Origin of the sequence: Bifidobacterium catulorum (genome assembly GCF_003129925.1) — a bacterium.
Lineage (GTDB): Bacteria > Actinomycetota > Actinomycetes > Actinomycetales > Bifidobacteriaceae > Galliscardovia > Galliscardovia catulorum.
Map to the genome: position 1 here is coordinate 1 of NZ_QFFN01000012.1, position 18,495 is coordinate 18,495.

An 18,495-nucleotide genomic window follows, 5' to 3' on the forward strand; every position below is an offset into this window, starting at 1 on the left:
AGGACCGGTACCGTTCGCGCTCATTTCCGATGAGGCACCACTAACCATTACGCGCTCAAAAAACATGAGTCACGTCGCACCGTATCGCAAGCACATGTATCGTCTATACTCGAAATCATAGACCGCATGACCCAAAAGTTTCGAGTATAGACGAAACCTTTGGGATACATAACGGAAAGTGTCGAGTATATTCGACATTTTTCGGCCTGCGGTTCGCCCGTCGATCATTTCGAACGCTCCGCAACGAGCTGATCGCCGTATTCACGTTCGAAGAACGCCCACACGGTGCGATAGTCTTCCACACGGTCACAGCGGTCGAACGGGGCCATGTAACGGATTCCGCGCTCGCGGGGCCGCCGTGCAGGAGTCGTCGGCATCGCAATCGCCGAGATAATATCCGCCGTTGAAATAGATGATCGCTTCCTCTTCGTTCAGCTCCCGAAATCTATTGGCCATCATGACCTCCCGTGTTCGAATGAATGCACTTGCATACCTAGTAACCGGACAAAACGCCGAAACCGGCTTCCCGGCGTCTTGTCCGGTTAGGGATGGTGGGACGTAGCATCGAACGAGAGGCCCGTGTCCCCGAGAAAGGGAATGAGAAAAAGGGGAAGAGAAAGAGGGAAAGAGGAAGATGGTCAACATGAGTAATGTTCCCGGCGTTCCCAATGTGCCCGGTCCGCGGAACGACGGCGGCGAAGGATCACGCGGAGAAACCCAGGAAGCGGTGCACGGCGGCGTGCGGCCGACGGTCGCCGTCATCGCCGCGGTCGTGCTGACGATGACGGCCCTTGCCGGCGTGGCCATGGCCAGTGCAGGGGTCTTCGGCGACCATCGGGCCGCTGCCGAAGCCGGGCAGGCGTCTTCCGGATCGGCGTCGCAGCATAGGGAGAAGGCGAACATCGTTCCGGAACAGTCCGGCAAGTCACCCGCCAAATCGACGGCCAAGTCGACGGCCACGACGAAATCGCAGTCGTCATCGTCTGACACGACGCAATCCGGCTCCTCCCGGTCCGGCAACGGCACGACCGCGCAATCCGCACCCGCTCCGACCACCACCGCGTCCGACGTCCGTACGCGCGCATCGCAACTGTCGCACACCATGACGGCAATCACCGAAGCGCCGGTGGCGGGAACCGAGGGCAGTACCTACGATCTTCTGGCGAACAACGGCAAATCCGATTCGGAACCGTATGCCAGCACGGAAACGGAGCTCACCAACCGTCTCAAGGTGGACACGCAGTACCCGGACGGCAGATCGTCATCGCAATGCGCCCGTGAGCTCAACGCGCTGAACATCGCCTATGCGAACTGGGAGGCCTCCTATTACAAGACGCTCAACGACACGATCAATGCGACGGCCGACGACGCGGCGCAATCGGCCGCTCGGTTGGGCTCAAGCAACCCGGGGTACTGCCCGGGGCTCGATCCCATACTCGATCAGCGGCCGGAGAAGGGCGTGACCCGTCAGGCGTTCGAGAGCCAGACCGCCTGGTATGACCGTCTGATGGACCAGTGGCAGAGTTGCGAGGCGCAGGCGGCGCAGTAAAAAAACCAGACGTTAAGCCGTTCGGCTGCGGGGCACGCGGTGCGTTGTTTTCCCATGCACGCATTCCATACCGGTATTCCGCGGCACGGAATACCGAAAACGGTCGATGCGCCGTTCCGTACCGGAACGCTGTAATACGGAACGCAAACAGTGCGGAAACGCACATTCCGTGACCGCATCCGACCCCGGGCGGAGGAAACCACGTCCGTCTTCGCGCTCACACCTCGATGGCCCAGAAGAGCACGGCGTTGGCGGGGTTGAGGCTTGGCATGCGCAGACCGTACGACGCGAGCTGCGCACCGGAAAGCACGATGCCGTCCTTGTTCCACCAGCCGAGCGCGGTCTGCCCGTTGGAGATGGCGGAGATATCCACATTCACGGGAACCGGCTGCAGCAGATAGTTCCTCGCCGGATCGAGACCCGGCACATGCATGGGCGCGACCGGGTAGGTGGCCGACGTGGACAGCTGCGTGAACCGGTAGATGGCGGCGGAACGGTCGGGCTTGACCACGCCGTCGAGGCGGACGGACGGATTGGCGGAGTCGGCATGCACCATGGTGTCGACGGCGAACCATTCCCTGTGCTTCTTGTATTCGGCGATCCATTCGGCCAACTCGTCGAGGGCCTCCTGCGGCTGTTCCAGCAGATTCCATTCCACGCCGAAATGGCCAAGGAACGCCATGGCCATGCGCATGGTCTGCGTGGTGGCGCGGCCGGTGGAGTGCGCGGGGCTCGCGCCCACGTGTGCGCCGATCATCTCGGGGGGCACCAGCAGCGACGTATGGCGCTGGATGTCGGCACGCTCCACCGGGTCCACGCAGTCGGACGCCCAGATGCGGTCCGCGTATTCGAGGATGCCGAGATCCACACGCCCGCCGCCGGACGAGCAGCTTTCGATCTCCAATCCCGGATGGCGCTTCCCGAGCGTGCGCCATATGCCGTATACGGCCTCGGTCTGCGCGTGAACGGCTGGACGATAGCCGTGCGTGGGACTCGCCGCCTCGGTGACGAGCTTGTTGTGGTCCCACTTGATGTAGTCGATGCCGAGTTCGTCAATTAGTCCGTCGATGCCGCCGAGAATGTACTCGGCCGCGTCCGGATTGGTCAGGTCCAGCACCTGCTGATTACGCCCCTCCATGGGCATGCGGTTCGGCGTGGGCGCGAGGATCCAGTCCGGGTGCGCACGCGCCACGTCGGAATCGGGGTTCGCCATCTCCGGCTCGAACCACAGGCCGAACTCCATGCCCAGGCCATGCACGTGCGCGGCGAGCGCCTTGAGGCTTTTCGGCCCGTCGGGCCATACCGATCGTGCGATGCCCCAGTCGCCCAGACCCGAGGTGTCGTCTCGTCTGGAACCGAACCAGCCGTCGTCGACGACGAAGCGTTCCACGCCGATCTCGGCGGCCTTGTCGGCGAGCGCGGCCAGCGTGTCGTAGTTCTGGTTGAAATACACGGCCTCCCACGTGTTGAGGATGACGGGCCGTGGCCTGGCGCTGAGGTTAGGGTGCAGCGAACGCAGATGATGGTGGAACCGTGCGGCGATTTCGTTGAGCCCGTCGCCATACGATCCGTATACCCATGGCGTCGTGTATGTGTCCCCGGCCTCGCCGGACAGCGTGATCTCGCCGCCCGCCAGGAGCTCGCCGCCGCCGATGACGCCGGTGGTGTGGGGGGTGCGTTCGGCGGACAGGCACGAGTTGCCGCTCCAGCCGATGTGCACCGCATACGCTTCGCCGTGTTCGAATCCGAATCCTGGCGTCCCCGCCACGAGCAGCAGCGATGCGTCGAAGTCGGGGCGTCCCGCCAGCGAGTTTTTTTCGAATCGTCCGATGGTGAACGGCTGGCGCTGTGGCGAGCGTTCACGCAGATGGTGGCCCGTGGTGGTGAGGATTTCGGAGGCGGTTTCGGGCACGGGGAATCCAAGCTCGATGCCGCCGACCTCAAGCGGCGGGTCGACGGCCGCGTCCGCCGTCATGCCGGTCGTCGGCCCGAGGTCGGCGATGCGGGCCCGTTGCCGGACCAGTCCGCCGGGTTCGATTTCGACAGTCCATGCGACCGATACGCCTTGTTCGTCGTCCCGCATGACGACGGTCGCCGACGCGACGCCGTCGTCGTCCGCCGTGTCGATGCCGACGACGGTGAACGCGCAGAAGAGTTCCGTACCCCCTCGACGCACGACGATGCGCGGGGAGCCAAGCCATGATTCCGCCTGCGTGGGCAGGATGCTCGGCCATGGCGTCTCGTCCAGCGCGCCGGAGACGCGCTGCGGCTTGAGTGCGTCATAGACGCCGATCATCGTCCGATCGCGGCCGGACGCCGGCAGACCCTTCCCCCAATGCACGATGCGCGGCGGCTCGTCATCGGCGAACATGAGCGCCAGCGCCATGTCCGCCGTCGTCTGTTCCATATATATGACGATTACATTCGTATTGTCGGATGATATGCCCTCGTATCGTTCGATGATGGGTTCGGCCGGCGCCGGTGAGAACCGCGGCATCGTCACCTCGTTTCATGTCTATGCGGACGGTTGCGTCTCATCATATGTCATCCGATATGTCATCCGTCATATTTCGCCGTTTCGTCAGATGTACGCTCTGGCACGCCGCGCGACTTCACGATACAGTGTCAATGAACGAATGCGACGACGGCGATCGACGGCGGAAAGGACGATATGGCGGCTGTGAACCGAGTGGGAATGACCGATGTGATCGAACGGAACGTGCATGACCGGCTGAGCCGCGTCATCGATCCGGAGCTGGGCAAATCCATCACCGATCTGGGCATGATCGTCGGCATCGAGGCGGTGCCGCGGGACGTCATCGATTCGGGCCGGTCCATCGTCGACGTGACGGTGAAGGTGGAGCTCACCGTGGAGGGATGCCCGCTCACACAGACCATCATCGACAAGATCAACGAGGCGGTGACGTCGTATCCGGCCGCGAAGCTGGTGCCGCACATCGACGTGGCATCGATGAGCCGGTCGAAGCTCACCGGGCTGGTCAACGACCTCAAGGCCGAACGCAGGCAGAACCCGTTCACCAAGCCGGGCACCAAGACGCGCATCTTCGCCATCGCATCCGGCAAGGGCGGCGTTGGCAAGTCGTCGGTGACGGCGAACCTGGCGGCCACATTCGCAGCGCTCGGATACGACACCGCCGCCATCGACGCGGACATCTACGGGTTCTCGCTGCCCACGCTGTTCGGCGCGCACGGCCATCCGACGAATCTCGACGGCATGCTCATGCCGGTGACCGCCTGGGGCGTCAAACTCATCTCCATCGGCATGTTCGCCGGGGCCGACCGGGCGATCCTGTGGCGGGGTCCGCGGCTGCAGCGCTCCCTCGAACAGTTCCTCTCCGACGTATGGTGGGGCGAACCGGACGTGCTGCTGCTCGACCTGGCGCCCGGCACCGGAGACATGGCCATCTCCGTGGCGCAGGCGCTGCCGAACGCGGAGCTCGTGGTGGTGACCACGCCGCAGCCAAGCGCCTCCGACGTGGCGGTGCGAGCCGGGCTGGTGGCATTGCAGGTGCCGATGAAGGTGCGCGGCGTCATCGAGAACATGAGCTACTACGAGCACGACGGCGAACGCCTCCGCATCTTCGGCGAGGGAGGCGGCAGACGTGTCTCCGAACAGCTGACCAAGGACCTCGGTCACGAGGTGCCGCTGCTCGGCACGTTGCCGCTCGAACCCGAGGTGCGCATCGACGGCGAGGCCGGCAGGCCCGTGGTATTGAACGAGGACGGCACGCTGGCCGATTCGCCGCTCGCCGCGGAGTTCAAGGGCATCGCGGAACGGCTGATGAGATAGCGGTCACGCCGCGTCCGTATCCGTATCCGTCGCCGTCGCTTCCTCGGCGTTCTCCCGCTCCCCCGGTTCACCGGTCTCCAGCAGACGGCTGAACTGCGCCTCGTCGAGCATGGGGACGCCCAGCGTCTCGGCCTTCGCCGCCTTCGAGCCGGCATTGGCGCCGACCACCACATACGTGGTCTTCTTGCTCACCGAGCCGGCGGCCTTGCCGCCATGCGCGATGATGGCCTCCTTGGCGGAGTCGCGGCTGTAGCCCTCCAACGAGCCGGTGACGACCACGGTCATGCCGGCCAGCGTCTGCGGGGCATCGTTCGACTCCGCCACCATGCCCACGCCGGCGGCCTTCCATGCGGCGAGGATGCCTCCCCTCCAGTCGCCTGGTTCGCGTGCGGCGGCGAACCAGCCCACTACGGATTCGGCGATCTCCGGGCCGATGCCGTCGATTTCGGACAGCTCCTCCACACTCGCCTCGCCGATGGCGTCCAACGAGCCGAACTGGTTGGCGATGAGTCTTGCGGTGGGCGGACCGAGACGGCGGATGGACAAAGCGACGAGCACGCGCCACAGATCCGTGTGCTTGGCCTTCTCGATCTCATCGAGCATCTTGCGCGTGTTCTCGGCGGGACGTATGTACACCGGCTGCTCGCTGACCCCGCCGCCGCGCAGACGCCGGGTGTTGTGGTCCACGATCACCGCGTCGGCGGGCACGGCGTAATCCGGGTAGTCGGCGCGGCGCTCGGCGTCCGGCGTCTTGTCGTTGGTTTTCTTCGCATCGGTACGCGCCGTCCAGAACGCCGGCGTGCGATACCAGAGCCCGGATCCGCCCACGCGTCGGCGCGTCCTGGTTCTGCGCCCGGTCCTGGGGTTTACGCCCTCACGCACCTCGATGATGGGGATCTCCCGCCACACGTACACGTCGCGCAGGGCTTCGACGGAAAGGTCGAACACGCCGGCCTCACTGGTCAGCACCGGCTTCTGCGGCTCTGGCAGCCTCAGACCGGCCGGCGGCTCGTACGGCTTGGGCTCCTCCCCCGGCCCGACGATGATCTCGTGGCGGCTCGGATCATAGGTATCCACGGAGCCGGGGCGGTTCTCCTCGGGGTCGGTCAGAGCGATGGCGCTTTGGTCGCCGAGATGCTCGATGTCGAACGCCTTGCGGGAGGCGAGGTTGATGATGCGTTCGGTCAACTGCGCCGGACATGCCATGTTCAGGCAGCGGATGTCCTTGTCGCCCTCCTTGGCCGGGGCGAGTTCTGAGCCGCAGCTCGGGCAGTGTTCGGGCATGACGAACTCGCGAAGCTTGTCTTCACGCCCCTTTCGCCGCTCCAACACCGGACCCACGAGTTCGGGGATGACGTCACCCGCCTTGCGCACGACCACTGTGTCCCCGATGAGCACGCCCTTGCGTTTCACCTCGGAGGGGTTGTGCAACGTGGTGCGGGCCACGGTGGATCCCGCCACATACACGGGCTTGAGCACCGCCACCGGCGTCACACGCCCGGTGCGCCCCACCTGCACGGTGATGTCGAGCAGTTCGGTGTTGACCTCCTCGGGAGGGTATTTGTAGGCGATGGCCCAACGCGGCGCGCGCGAGGTGGCTCCCAGCCTGCGTTGCAGACCGAGGTCGTCGACCTTGACGACGATGCCGTCGAGCGCATGCTCGATGTCGTCGCGGTGCTCGCCGTAGTAGTCGATCATGTCGAGGATCTCGTCGAACGACGTGACCTCGCGGTTATGCGGCGAGACCGGTACACCCCATTTGGTGTACAGGTCGTACGCCTCGGACTGGTCGCGCACCACGTCGTGCGTGCCGCGAGGATGGTCGGCGCCCCAGTCGAGCGTGCCGATGCCGTGCGCGTAGAACGTGAGCCGGCGCGTGGCGGTGATGCGCGGGTCCTTCTGCCTCAGGGACCCGGCGGCCGCGTTGCGCGGGTTGGCGAACGGGGGACGGCCGGCCTCCTCCTGGCGCTCGTTCAGCGCCTTGAAGTCGTCGAACCGCATGAACACCTCGCCACGCACCTCCACCGTGTCGGGGATGTCCTCGGCGGGGCCTCCGAGGTTCTGCGGGATGTTGGCGATGGTGCGCGCGTTCATGGTGATGTCCTCGCCGGTCACGCCGTCGCCGCGGGTGAGGCCCTGTTCGAGCACGCCCCCACGGTAGATGATGTTCAACGCGAGACCGTCTATCTTGACCTCGCATGTCATCGGCAAAGGCTTCCCCTCCGGCCAGTCGAGATCGCGGAGCACGGAATCGTACCAATCGCGCAGCTCCTCGATGCTGAACACGTCGTCGAGGCTCATCATGCGGGAGGGGTGGCGCACCGACGTGAAGTCGTTGGAGAACGTGCCGCCCACGCGATGCGTCGGCGACTGCGGGGTGTCCAGCGTGGGGAACGCGGCCTCCAGCCGCTGCAGGCAGCGCAGGCGCGCATCGTAGGCGGCGTCCGACGACGTGGGCGCATCGTCGATGTAGTAGGCGATCTGGTCGGATTCCACCCACGCGGCCACCTTGGTCCACAGACGGGCCGCGTTCTCGGCGGTCATTGCAGACACGTCGAGATTGTCGAGGCGCAGAGCGTCGGCGTCGGCGGCCCCCAACGCCGCGACCCACTGCGCGGAACCGGGTTCGTGGGCGGCGATCGGCGTGTTTTCGGCGACGTGGCCATCGCCGTCGAGGTCCCATGCAAGCTGGTCGGCGGCCGTGTCGGCGTTCTTGTGGTTTGCGTGTGCCATGGATGCGGGCTTCTCTCCCCTTGATGGATGTGTTGCGGCTTACGACAGCGATCGGAGGAACTGGATCTGGATGGCGTCGAGGCCGTCGCCGTCCGGCGTCATGCGGGCCGCCGCCATCGACAGCGTGCGCGCGGGCACGAACAACGCGTTGTCGACGCACAGCCGGGCCGCATCCCGGATGATCGGCGCGGCCTCGGTGTCCGGCCAGACCGGCAGCTCGTGGCCGAGCAGCACCGACTGCGCCTCGTCGAGGTCACGCGGCACGGGGATGCACTGCGACCGTGCGCGCGCCGTGAGCTCGTTGAACTCGGGTTCGAGCGCGGGCACGGCTCCGGAGCTGATGTAGTCGCTCATCATATAGCATGCGGCGGCCACGTCGAACTCGTCGCGCATCCATTCCGCATAGGCCAGACGATAGTAGGCGAACGCGGCGTCGTCGCGGTCCAACGCCACGCGAAGGGCGTTGAGGCATGCGGCACGGGCGGAATCCCAGTCCTGCGCGCGGGCCAGCTGGACGGCCAGTTTGAGATGCGACAGCGGATAGGTGGGCGCGTAGGCGACCATGGCGTTGAGATGCGGCAGCGCGGCCTGCGGCCCCTCCAGCTGCGAGCGCACGTCGGCGAGCTCCATGTGCGCGTAGAAGAGGTTGTCGGGTATGAGCAGCGTGTGCTCGTCGGGCGTGGCGAACATGCGGTTGTACACCACGCGTTCGGCGTACGAGTTGAAGTACCGCGGCACTCCTCCGGTGCCGGCGAACAGCTTGTCCATGCCGGATACAGCGGCCTCGGCCGTTTCGACGGCCTTCTGCGCCTGTCCGCCGAACAGCAGGTCGCGGGCCTTGAGCCGTTCGGCGTCGAGTCTGCCGGCGAGCGGGAAGTCGGAGTCGGGCGTGTCCCCGCCGTCGATGAGGGCGCTGGTAACGTCGGACGCCATGTCGAGCAGCTCTGGGTCGGCGATGCGTCGGATGGCGTCCATCGCCCGCTGCGCCTTGTCCACGGATGAGGACCCGTCCTCGGCCGCGAGGCGATGGAAGTCGTCGATGGCGTGTTGGAGCACGTCGGCGCGTTGGATGGCCAGGCCCAAAGCGTCCCTGGTGCCGACGACGTCCGACAGCGGCCGGCTGAAGCGACGGTCGCTGAGTTCCGGCTCGTCCTGCGCCCCGATGGGCGAATAGCGACTGTCGCGCAGATCGAATTCGGCGTTGACCGGCCGCAGCGCCCCGGCACCGTCGACGTCCATTACCGCATGGAAGTCGCGGTATACGCGTCGCGGCTCGCCAAGGCCGACCTCATGCACGGCGTGGAGGAACGCGTCGCGGTCGAAGGTGACGGTGACGAGATTGCGTACGGTGGGGTTCTTGCGGAGTGCGGCCATGGGGTCGTCGGCACCGGGGTCCTCTTCCGAACCGCCGTCGATGATGGATGCGCCGTCGATGCCGCCTACGATGCCGTCGTCGGCGACGTCTCCCGTGCCGTCATCGAGGGAGAACGACATGCCGTCGAAGTCGACCCCCTGCATGAGGTCCTCGAAGGCACGGTCCACCGATGCCGGGTCATGGGACCCGCCGTCGGCGTCCGATCGTCCGCCGTCGGCACCGGCGACATCGGCGCCGGCGCTGTCCTCCGGTTCCGCCGGTTCCGCATCGTCCGCCTCGACGACGTCCGGCGGCATCTGCACGCCGGGGTTGCCGTGGACGTCGCCGTCCTTGGGGTCGGCCTTCGTGCCGGACGGTGGCACCATGCTGCCGGTCCTCATGCGTTCGAACGCGGTCAGCGCCTCGTTCATCATGGCGGATATCGCGGAGTTCTGCTCGGCGACCGCCTCTTCGAGGCCGATCGAGTCGATGTGCAGCGAGACGCGGGCGACATGCTGGTCCACGCCGAACGCGAGCGCGGCAAGCAGCAGTCCGACGCGCAGGTTGTAGTCGGCGCCGAACGACGCGCGCTCCGCATCGGTCAGCTTCACCCATTCGCGCCGGTGTTCGTCGTACCGGGTGGTGGGCATCATCGAGGTGCCCGCCGTCGTGAATCCGATGGCCACGTTGCCTTCGGCGAGGTTCGACCGGAATTCCACGTCGAAGCGGTACGGCAGGCGGAGCTTGCGCATCAGGGAGGAGAACGTCTGCCGGTACACCCATTCGGAGCCGTTCGCATCAGAGGCCTCCCCCTCCGTCATGATGGCCTCGGCGGTCTCCTTCGCCGCCTGCCCCGCCACATCCACCATGGCGGACAGCGCCGCCGTGCCGTCCTCGTGCACCGGGTCGAACGACTTGCCGGCTCGTTCCTCCAACGGCAGCGCGGTCAGGGCGGGATTGAGCAGAAGGGCGCGGTCGAGCTGGGCGGCCTGCGCGCGGGTGACGGTGTCCTCCGTGGGATAGACGCCTATGCGGGCGTTGCGTTCGAGCCACAGGCTCACGGCGGCGAACCGGTTGAGGTTGCCTTCGATGCGCAGCGACGAGAGCGCGGGACGGAACTCCAGGCTGGAGTCCCATCCGAAGAAGTACGCGCCCGAATACGGCGAACTGTAGAGGTGCAGCGGTTCGGCGCCGTGCACGGCTTCGAGCCCCTCGATCGGGTCGAGCGCGCCCGCCTCGTTCATGAGGTCGGCGAAATGGTCCTCCAATCCGGAGGCGCGCAGGCCGTGGGCGCGGGCCCGCAACGTGTCCTTGACGCTGCGGCGTATGGCGCCGATGGGCGCTTCACGACGCAGTCTGCGGAAGATGTTGCCCGATCCGAATCCGATGATGAATCCGTCGATGCGAGGCAGCAGATAGGCGGCGAAGAACGCGATGGCGATGGCGTCGCGGTATTCGAGGTCCGCGCGGCGTGAGACCGGCAGGTCGGGACGCAGCTGTTCGAGCGTATAGCGGTTGTCGGTCTTGAGCCAGGACGCCAGCCAGGTCATCTCCCCCGTGTCGTCGCGGCCCACGATGCCGCCCTGCACGGCGGGGAACAGCTCGCCGTCCGCGCCCACGCCGTTCTTGCCCGTGCCGTCGAGGCGGCTGCGGGGCACACGGACCTCGCTCTCCTTGACGAACATGAAGTCCGGCTCGCTGCGCTGGACGTCCGGATGAACGCCCGGGCCGAGGAACACGCGGCCCTGCCGATCGACGAACGCGATCGGCGTGCAGCGTCCGCGCCGATCGAACAACGCCAGCGAATACCCCTGGCCGTCCGTCTCGGGGAACTGCACCCATCCGGCGGCCAGATCGTCGGGCAAGCCCGGCAGGTCGTCGAATACGCGACGCTTCACCAGAGGCCCCAACGTACGCATGCCGTCGAGCAGGCGGCTGATGGCGGCGGCGTCATCGGCGCCCCCACGACCGTCGGACGCGAACGACGACGCCATCGACGGGGCGCCGGACTCCCCCGACGTACCACCCAACGCGGCCATGACGTCGCCGCCGGTCTTGGCCACGGACCTGTCGTCGGCGTGTTCCACGACGTCGCCGAACGGCGACGATCTACGTACCTTGTCGATGGCCGACGAGGCCCCTCCCACGATTTTGCGCAGCAGACGCCCATAACGGGAACGTTCGCGGCCATGACGACGCCAAGGAGAGGATGAAGTAGACATACCGCCCATTGTCACAATCAACGACGACATGACCGCCATGATTCACGCCGGCAGAGAAACGCTTTTACAATAAGGTACGTGAACGACCGACCCGACCCCACGAAATTCGACGTCCGAGGATTCGCCGCGCATCACCGTTTCGGATGCATCGCCGCGGCGGTCATCCTGGTCATGGAAGTCGTATGCTGCAATCTTCCGTTCTGGACGACCATCGCGTCACCTGGGCCGATCACCGCCCCGCACATGACGCTGGGCAGCGGACTGTCGCTCAGCGGCGCCGGCGTGCTGCGCGTCGACGACCCCACCGAGGCATACATAGACGTGAGCGGGGTGGACGCCCCTGTGCGGTATATCCACTACGTATCCGGATATTCCACAAACCGGGACGCGGCGCTGCAGGACGACCGGCACCCCTTCGATTGGGCGCTGCATGTGCGCGTGGACGCGCTGCCGTCCGGCAGCGGCACCTGGCGCACCGGCGAGACGGACGCGTTCCACCGGTACGTGGAGGCCAGCACGTATCTGCGCAACCGGGCGGCCGACGGTGACGTGGACACCGTGCGCATATGGATACAGGAGACGGTGGGCTCGCAGTTCGCGTTCAACACGTTGATCGTCAACGACCATCCGCCATTCCGCATCAGTCTGGCGCGGGTGGGAGCGATGGTGGCGATAGCAGCGGTCATCGGACTGTTGCGGCCACGGTCGCGGCTGTACGCCATCGCGGTCAATACGCACAGCGCGAAGCAGCGGCTGGCGTTCGCTGCGGTGATCGCGCCGTTCGCCATCATGTTCGTGATCACGCTGGCCACGGCCTCATGGTCCTCGCCGAAGGAGTTCTCCCACGAGCCCTACTCATACGCCTACGACTTCAACCAATACGCGCAGATGGCGGATTCCCTGCTGCACGGACGCCCCTGGCTCGACCTTCCCGTGCCTCATCAGCTCGCCGAGGCCGCCAACCCCTACGACGTGGCCACGCGCGACTCCCTGCTGAGCCACGGCGTGGGCAACATCTACTGGGACCACGTGTTCTTCGACGGACACTGGTACTCGTATTTCGGCGTGGTGCCGGCCGTGCTGCTGTTCCTGCCGTATCAGGCCCTGACGTCGCTGTGGGTGGATGGCGGCCTGTGGCTGCCCACGAAGGTGGCGACGAGCATATTCCTGTTCGTGTTCCTCGTATTCAGCCTGCTGCTGGTCGTACGCATGATAGACCGCTTCTTCCCGAAGACCAGCGTGGGCGTGACGGTGCTGGTGCTGGCGGCGTTCATGTGCGGCTCGAACGGATGGTTCCTGTGGATGCGTCCCATGTTCTACGAGCTGGCCCCCTCGGCCGCGCTGATGTTCACCGCGATCGGCCTGTGGCTGTGGCTGAGCGCGCGCCGCGTGCCGCTGGACGACGACGAATCCGGCGGCGACACGGCCGGACGGAGGCGATGGCGAACATGGACGGTCGACGACGTGCCGTTGGAGACCCGGGCGAGCGACGATCTGGTGAGGATCTCGCTGCCCCGGGTGGCGGGCGGGTCGCTGTGCATCGCGCTGACGCTGGGATGCCGGGCCACGTTCATCTTCTCCGCGCTGCTGTTCCTGCCGATCTTCGCCGACGAGATCCGCTCGGGGCGGATGCTGCGCATCCTCGGCGTCCTGCTGCCCAGGCGCTGGAGGCTGGGAACATGGCGGAAGGGCGGGCCGGTATGGCGGTCGTGGCGGGCCGACCTCGCCGCCCTGCTGCCGGCGTTCGCCGTGTTCGCCCTGCTGCTGGCCTACAACCGCTGGCGTTTCGGATCCTGGCTGGATTTCGGCAACAACTATCAGCTTACGGTGACCGATCTGACGAGATACAAGGAGCCGCTCTCCGTGCTGCCCCAGATCCTCGGATACTACCTGTTCCAGCCGCCGCGGCTCATCCCCGTGTTCCCATGGATCGACGTGCCGTACATGCCCGTGCATCCGTGGCAGTACACGGAACGGATGATATGCGGCTTCCTCTGGTTCGCCCCGGTGTGCCTGCTGGCGTTCGCGCTGCCACGTGTGCGACGTTCCCTGGCAAGGCACCGCCTGTGGGGGCTGGTATGCACGCTGCTGGGCCTGGGCGTGTTCGAGCTGGTGTTCGTGAGCTACAAAGGCGGCATGGACTGGCGGTATGTGGCCGATTTCGGCTGGCTGCTCGCATTGGGTTCGGCGATGATGATCCCGGCGGTGTTCGAATGGGCCGGCTCGCGCTCGTTCGTGTTCTCCACGGGGCGCGCAAGGATCGCCCGTCTCGCGGTGATCGTGGTGGTGGCGCTGGTGTTCGCCACGTTGTTCATGACGGTGGCCGGAACGTTCGTGCCCAGCAAGATCGGACCGCTGATGCGAACGAACCCCACGGTGTATTACACCGTGAGGTCCTGGTTCGTATGGTGACCTCCCCCGGGAACGGCATGGCGCCCCCCGAGGAACGGTCAGCGCACCGTCTTCGTACTGGCGTAGTAGGCGGCGCCCACGATGCCTGCGGCGTTGAGCAACGTGGCCGGCACCATCGGGGTGTCGACCTCGATGTAGGGGAAGAACTTCTCGTGCTTCTTGCTCACGCCGCCGCCGACGACGAAGATGTCGGGGCTGAAGTAGTGTTCGAGCAGACGGTAGTATTTGGTGAGCCTGCCGCCCCACTTCTTCCATGAAAGCTCCTTGCGGGAGCGTGCGGAGTCCGCCGCGTATTTCTCGGCGTCCCTGCCGTCGAGGATGAGATGCCCCAGCTCGGTGTTGGGCACGAGCACGCCGTTCATGATCAGCGCGGTGCCGATGCCCGTTCCCAGCGTGGTGGCGATGACGAGTCCCTCGTTGCCCTTGGCCGCACCGTACCGCGCCTCGGCGAGGCCGGCCGCGTCGGCGTCGTTGACCACATGCACCTCGCGCCCGGTCCTCTCGCTGAGCAGGCGGTTGATGTCCACACCCACCCACGACTGGTCGAGGTTGGCCATGAAGTTCAGCGGGCGTCCGGGCTTGAAGGGGGCGGGGAACGCCACGCCGATGGGAGTTCCATCCCCGACCTCGTAGTGGTCGAGGATCTCCTTGACGATCGCCGCCACGGCGTCCGGCGTGGATTCCTCCGGTGTGGGGATGCGCAGACGCTCCGCGGCGAACCTGCCTTCGTGAAGGTCCACCGGCGCGCCTTTGATGCCGGAGCCGCCGATGTCGATGCCGAAGGCCTGTGCGGATTCAATCATGGATGTTCCTCCTCGGTGTGGATGTCGACGCCGACCGATCACGACGTCAAATCGCCGCCATGGCAATCCTGATATCCAACACTACCGTGTTTTTCGGCCGCATCCGACAGCCGTCACCGTTTTTCGTCGCCACGGGCGTGCACACGACGCAGATTCTCGTGCATGGCCACCATGAGCACCAGGATCACGCCGAGATACAAGGGGAACAGCCGGATGGAGACGTGGTTGGCGATGAGACCGAACAGCGGGGGCGCGGAAAGGCTGCCGAGATAGGCGGACGCCATCTGCACGCCGATGATGGCCTGGGACCTGTCCTCGCCGAAATACGCGGGCGTGGAGTGGATCATGCACGGGTAGGTCGGGGCGCATCCGAGCCCGATGACGACGAGACCGACGAGCGGCATCACATTGCCGCCGAACGGCAGCGCCACCACGGCCACGCCGACGGCGATAAGCACCTGGCCGATGCGGATCATGGTCGGATCATCGAACCGCATGGTCATGAATCCGCTGAGGGCGCGTCCGGCGGTGACGCCCAGATAGAACAGGCTCGCCCATGCGGCGGCCTGCGTGGATGAGACGCCGCGGTCGAGCACCATGTAGCTTGCGGCCCACAGGCCCGTGGTCAGCTCCAGACCGCAGTAGCAGAAGAACATGATGAGGATGGATTTGGCACCGGGAATGGCAAGCACGTCGAACAGGCCGAGGGCCCTGCGGCGGGGGCCTCCGTCGTGCGAGTCCCCGGTGCCTGCGGCGTCAGGCCGATGCCCGTCGACGCGGGTCCTCCACAAGGGCAGGCTGAGCACGATCAACACGGTCAGCGCGATCTGCAAAATGGCGATCCATCGGTATCCGTCATCCCATCCGAAGCCTCCGGTGAGGGCGAATCCCATGATGTACGGGCCCGCCGAGGCACCCAGTCCCCACATGCAGTGCAGCCAGCTCATATGACGGCTCGCATAATGCAGGGCCACGTAGTTGTTGAGCGCCGCATCCACGCCGCCTGCGCCCAGACCGTAGGGAATCGCCCACAGGCACAGCATCCAGAACTGCGAGGCGAACGAGAACCCGCCGAGAGAGACCGCGGTCATCGCCACGCTGATGGCGGTGATCCTTCCCGCGCCGAGCCTCAGCGTGAGCCTGTCGCTCATCAGCGACGAGACGATCGTACCCGCGCTGATGATCATGGAGACGGCGCCCGCATACGAGACCGGCACGTCGAACTGACGGTACATGACCGGCCATGCCGAGCCGAGCACGGCGTCGGGCAGGCCGAGGCTGATGAACGCCACGTAGATGACGGCGAGCAGCAGATTGCCCATGGATCGTCCCTTTCCTTACGTCGACAATATATGTACGAATGTACACATAATGGCATGGGGATTAGACCGTTCTAGACCATGGGTGTCGCCCATACCGGCGTGGCGTGAAACCGACCGCCGGTTCCGACGACAGGACGAGTCACAGCCCTCCGCGACCGTTCTTCCACGGACTGTGGAGCTTGCGGTCGATGCCGCGGGCACGCCACAGACGGTTCTTGGTGTCGACGTCGCTGAGCAGATACCCCGCCACGAACGGCTTGCGGAATTGCTCGAATTCCAGTCCGGTGTCCATCTCATAGTAGGCGCGCATGCAGGCCACGTTCGCGAACTCCTCGGCGAGCAGCTCGCCGCGCCGGTCGACGCTCAACGAATCGTCGCATTCGATGAGCCACTGACGGATGGAGAACATGCCTCGGATCCGACGCTCGTCGATGAGCTTCATCATCGACTCGATGATGCGCAGACGATTCGACCAGATCATGTCGCGCAGCACATCGGCGTCGAAACTCACGAAGGCGTTGCCGGAGGCATCCGCCGCATCCTCAAGCTCGATGGCGGCCTGCTCCTCAAGCCACTGGAATCCCACCGTGCGGTAGGCGGCCAACGCCAGTGCGGCACGCCACGCGATGGTGTCGGCATGGCTCTGCGCCACCTTGGTGGCGGTCAGACGATGCGGCGCCTCAAGCGTGGAGTCGGTGAACTCCTCCACCGTGCGCTTGCCCGGGCGGTAGATGGTGTGCACGCTCCGACGCGACCGCACCACGCTCGCCTCGGCGGCAAGATGGCAGATATTCGCGAATTTGACCGGGTCAAGACTCGCCCCGCCGACGAGAAAGCCGTCGACGCCGTAACGGCGGATGATATCGGCCGCGTTGCCGGGATTGACCGACCCGCCGTAGAGGATGCGCACCCTGGCGGCCACGTCGGAGCCGAACGTGGCGTTGATGAAGTCGCGGATGTCGGCGAGCGCGGATTCGATGACTGACGGTTCGGGCGCCATGCCGGCACCGATGCTCCATACCGGTTCGTAGGCCACGATGACGCGACCGACGTCGTCGCCGGAAAGCAGACGCATGGCGGAGACGAGCTGATTGAGGGCGTAGTCGATGCCGATGCCGTCCTCACGGCCGAGCTTGGTCTCGCCGATGCATACGATGGGGGTCATGCCGCTGTCGAGCACGACCCTCATCTTCTGGTCGATCTTGTCGTCGTCCTCGGGATGGTAGCGCCGCTGCTCGGAATGGCCGAGCAATACGTAGCGGCAACCGAGTGCGGCGAGCATCTGGGCGCTGATGTCGCCGGTGTAGGCGCCGGCGTCGAGCTCGCTCACGTTCTGCGCACCGAGGAACAGTTCCGGTTTGAGTGCGGTGGCGCGCGCCATATCCCGTATGGCCAACAGACTGGTGAACGATGGCAGCACGCCTACCTCGACATGGTTGACCATGACGTCGGAGCCTTCCATGCGATGCCGCCATTCGTTGTTGGATGCGGCATATTCGAGCAGCCACTGCCGGGCCTGCACATGGTCGAGGTTCATCTTCCAGTTGCCGATGACGAGGGGACGGCGTTGCACGGTGTCGTTGTACTTCATGACGGTTCCTTCTTACGTCGCGCCGCGGTCCGTCGGCTCAAGCGCCCCAGTGTTCGATGACGGGCTGGCCCTTGTGGTCGCCCAGCACGACGTAGCGGGCGGTGCCGAGCTCGAATTTGCGGCCCTCGGCCGGCGGCATGTCCACCCATGCCATGGCGACAAGCCGCAGGATGTGCGAATGCGCCACAAGCAGTACGTCCTTGCCGGCGTACACGTCGTCACGGATGCCGTCGACGACGCGGCGGGCGCGGCCGAACGCCTCGTCGAGGGTCTCGCCGTCGGTCAGATGCACGGCGACCCGCTGCCCGTCGGGAAGGGTCTCCACCCGCTCCTCCCCCAACGACGCGGGCACGACCTGCGGACCGTCGAGCCAGAGGTTCCACGGACGTCCGAGCGCCTCCCCGATCTGCCCACGGGTGCGGCCCTCGGCGCGGCCATAGTCCCATTCCATGAGGTCGTCGCATGGCGTGGCGTCGAAGCCGGCGAGGCTCGCGGTCTCGCTGGCTCGTCTGAGCGGGGAGCACAGAATGCGGGAAAACGCTTCGGGATGCGCGGCCCGCACACGCTCCCCGGCCTCCCGCGCCTGCAGTTCGCCGGTTTCGGTCAAGGGCACGTCCGTTCGTCCGGTGTGCTGGCCCGACATGGCCCAGTAGGTCTGGCCGTGGCGAAGGAGATAGACATTTCCTGCTTTCATATCG

At 65.7% G+C, this 18,495-nt stretch carries 10 protein-coding genes; 3 read left to right on the forward strand and 7 right to left on the reverse strand.

Annotated elements, in window-relative coordinates; all coding sequences use genetic code 11:
* Positions 1–643 precede the first annotated feature (643 nt).
* Complete coding sequence (locus DF200_RS05545; protein WP_146192021.1) at positions 644–1,549, forward strand: hypothetical protein; 906 nt, start codon at positions 644–646, stop codon at positions 1,547–1,549.
* 217 nt (positions 1,550–1,766) lie between these two features.
* Here the strand turns inward: DF200_RS05545 and DF200_RS05550 are convergent, their stop codons facing one another.
* Positions 1,767–4,046, reverse strand: a complete 2,280-nt coding sequence (locus DF200_RS05550; RefSeq protein WP_109137295.1) for an alpha-galactosidase — start codon at positions 4,044–4,046, stop codon at positions 1,767–1,769.
* Positions 4,047–4,244: 198 nt separating this feature from the next.
* On the opposite strand from DF200_RS05550, the gene DF200_RS05555 reads away from it, so the two are divergent.
* Complete coding sequence (locus DF200_RS05555; RefSeq protein WP_109137296.1) at positions 4,245–5,360, forward strand: Mrp/NBP35 family ATP-binding protein; 1,116 nt, start codon at positions 4,245–4,247, stop codon at positions 5,358–5,360.
* A 3-nt stretch (positions 5,361–5,363) separates the two neighbouring features.
* Here the strand turns inward: DF200_RS05555 and ligA are convergent, their stop codons facing one another.
* Together ligA and DF200_RS05565 are read right to left on the reverse strand one after the other, a co-directional pair.
* Entirely contained in the window at positions 5,364–8,093 is a 2,730-nt protein-coding gene (gene ligA / locus DF200_RS05560; protein ID WP_109137297.1) for an NAD-dependent DNA ligase LigA, read from the reverse strand.
* 39 nt (positions 8,094–8,132) lie between these two features.
* A complete protein-coding gene (locus DF200_RS05565) occupies positions 8,133–11,486 on the reverse strand; it encodes a tetratricopeptide repeat protein (protein ID WP_439098318.1) in 3,354 nt (1,117 codons plus the stop codon).
* Positions 11,487–11,747: 261 nt separating this feature from the next.
* Between DF200_RS05565 and DF200_RS05570 the strand changes: the two genes are divergently transcribed.
* Positions 11,748–14,081 (forward strand): hypothetical protein, encoded by a 2,334-nt coding sequence (locus tag DF200_RS05570; RefSeq protein WP_109137299.1) that lies wholly within the window; start codon positions 11,748–11,750, stop codon positions 14,079–14,081.
* 38 nt (positions 14,082–14,119) lie between these two features.
* Here DF200_RS05570 and ppgK read toward each other — a convergent pair whose 3' ends face one another.
* From ppgK to DF200_RS05590, 4 genes are all read right to left on the reverse strand, one after another.
* Positions 14,120–14,884 carry a polyphosphate--glucose phosphotransferase gene (ppgK, locus tag DF200_RS05575; protein ID WP_109137300.1) on the reverse strand — a complete coding sequence of 255 codons (765 nt, stop codon included), beginning with the start codon at positions 14,882–14,884 and terminating at the stop codon, positions 14,120–14,122.
* A 113-nt stretch (positions 14,885–14,997) separates the two neighbouring features.
* Positions 14,998–16,206, reverse strand: coding sequence for an MFS transporter (locus tag DF200_RS05580; protein WP_109137301.1), 1,209 nt, complete (start codon positions 16,204–16,206; stop codon positions 14,998–15,000).
* Between the two features lie 139 nt (positions 16,207–16,345).
* The gene (tpiA, locus tag DF200_RS05585) at positions 16,346–17,797 is read right to left on the reverse strand and encodes a triose-phosphate isomerase (protein ID WP_109137302.1); all 1,452 of its coding nucleotides are present in this window, start codon (positions 17,795–17,797) and stop codon (positions 16,346–16,348) included.
* Between the two features lie 37 nt (positions 17,798–17,834).
* A complete protein-coding gene (locus DF200_RS05590; protein WP_109137303.1) occupies positions 17,835–18,491 on the reverse strand; it encodes a histidine phosphatase family protein in 657 nt (218 codons plus the stop codon).
* Positions 18,492–18,495: the final 4 nt, after the last annotated feature.

What these genes read in the sequence shown, in the direction of transcription:
- DF200_RS05555 (WP_109137296.1), top strand. Translation starts at nt 4,245, where the DNA reads ATGACCGATGTGATCGAACGGAACGTGCATGACCGGCTGAGCCGCGTC.
- ligA (WP_109137297.1), bottom strand. Translation starts at nt 8,093, where the DNA reads ATGGCACACGCAAACCACAAGAACGCCGACACGGCCGCCGACCAGCTT.
- DF200_RS05545 (WP_146192021.1), top strand. Translation starts at nt 644, where the DNA reads ATGAGTAATGTTCCCGGCGTTCCCAATGTGCCCGGTCCGCGGAACGAC.
- ppgK (WP_109137300.1), bottom strand. Translation starts at nt 14,884, where the DNA reads ATGATTGAATCCGCACAGGCCTTCGGCATCGACATCGGCGGCTCCGGC.
- DF200_RS05550 (WP_109137295.1), bottom strand. Translation starts at nt 4,046, where the DNA reads ATGCCGCGGTTCTCACCGGCGCCGGCCGAACCCATCATCGAACGATAC.
- DF200_RS05565 (WP_439098318.1), bottom strand. Translation starts at nt 11,486, where the DNA reads ATGGCCGCGTTGGGTGGTACGTCGGGGGAGTCCGGCGCCCCGTCGATG.
- DF200_RS05590 (WP_109137303.1), bottom strand. Translation starts at nt 18,491, where the DNA reads ATGAAAGCAGGAAATGTCTATCTCCTTCGCCACGGCCAGACCTACTGG.
- tpiA (WP_109137302.1), bottom strand. Translation starts at nt 17,797, where the DNA reads ATGAAGTACAACGACACCGTGCAACGCCGTCCCCTCGTCATCGGCAAC.
- DF200_RS05580 (WP_109137301.1), bottom strand. Translation starts at nt 16,206, where the DNA reads ATGGGCAATCTGCTGCTCGCCGTCATCTACGTGGCGTTCATCAGCCTC.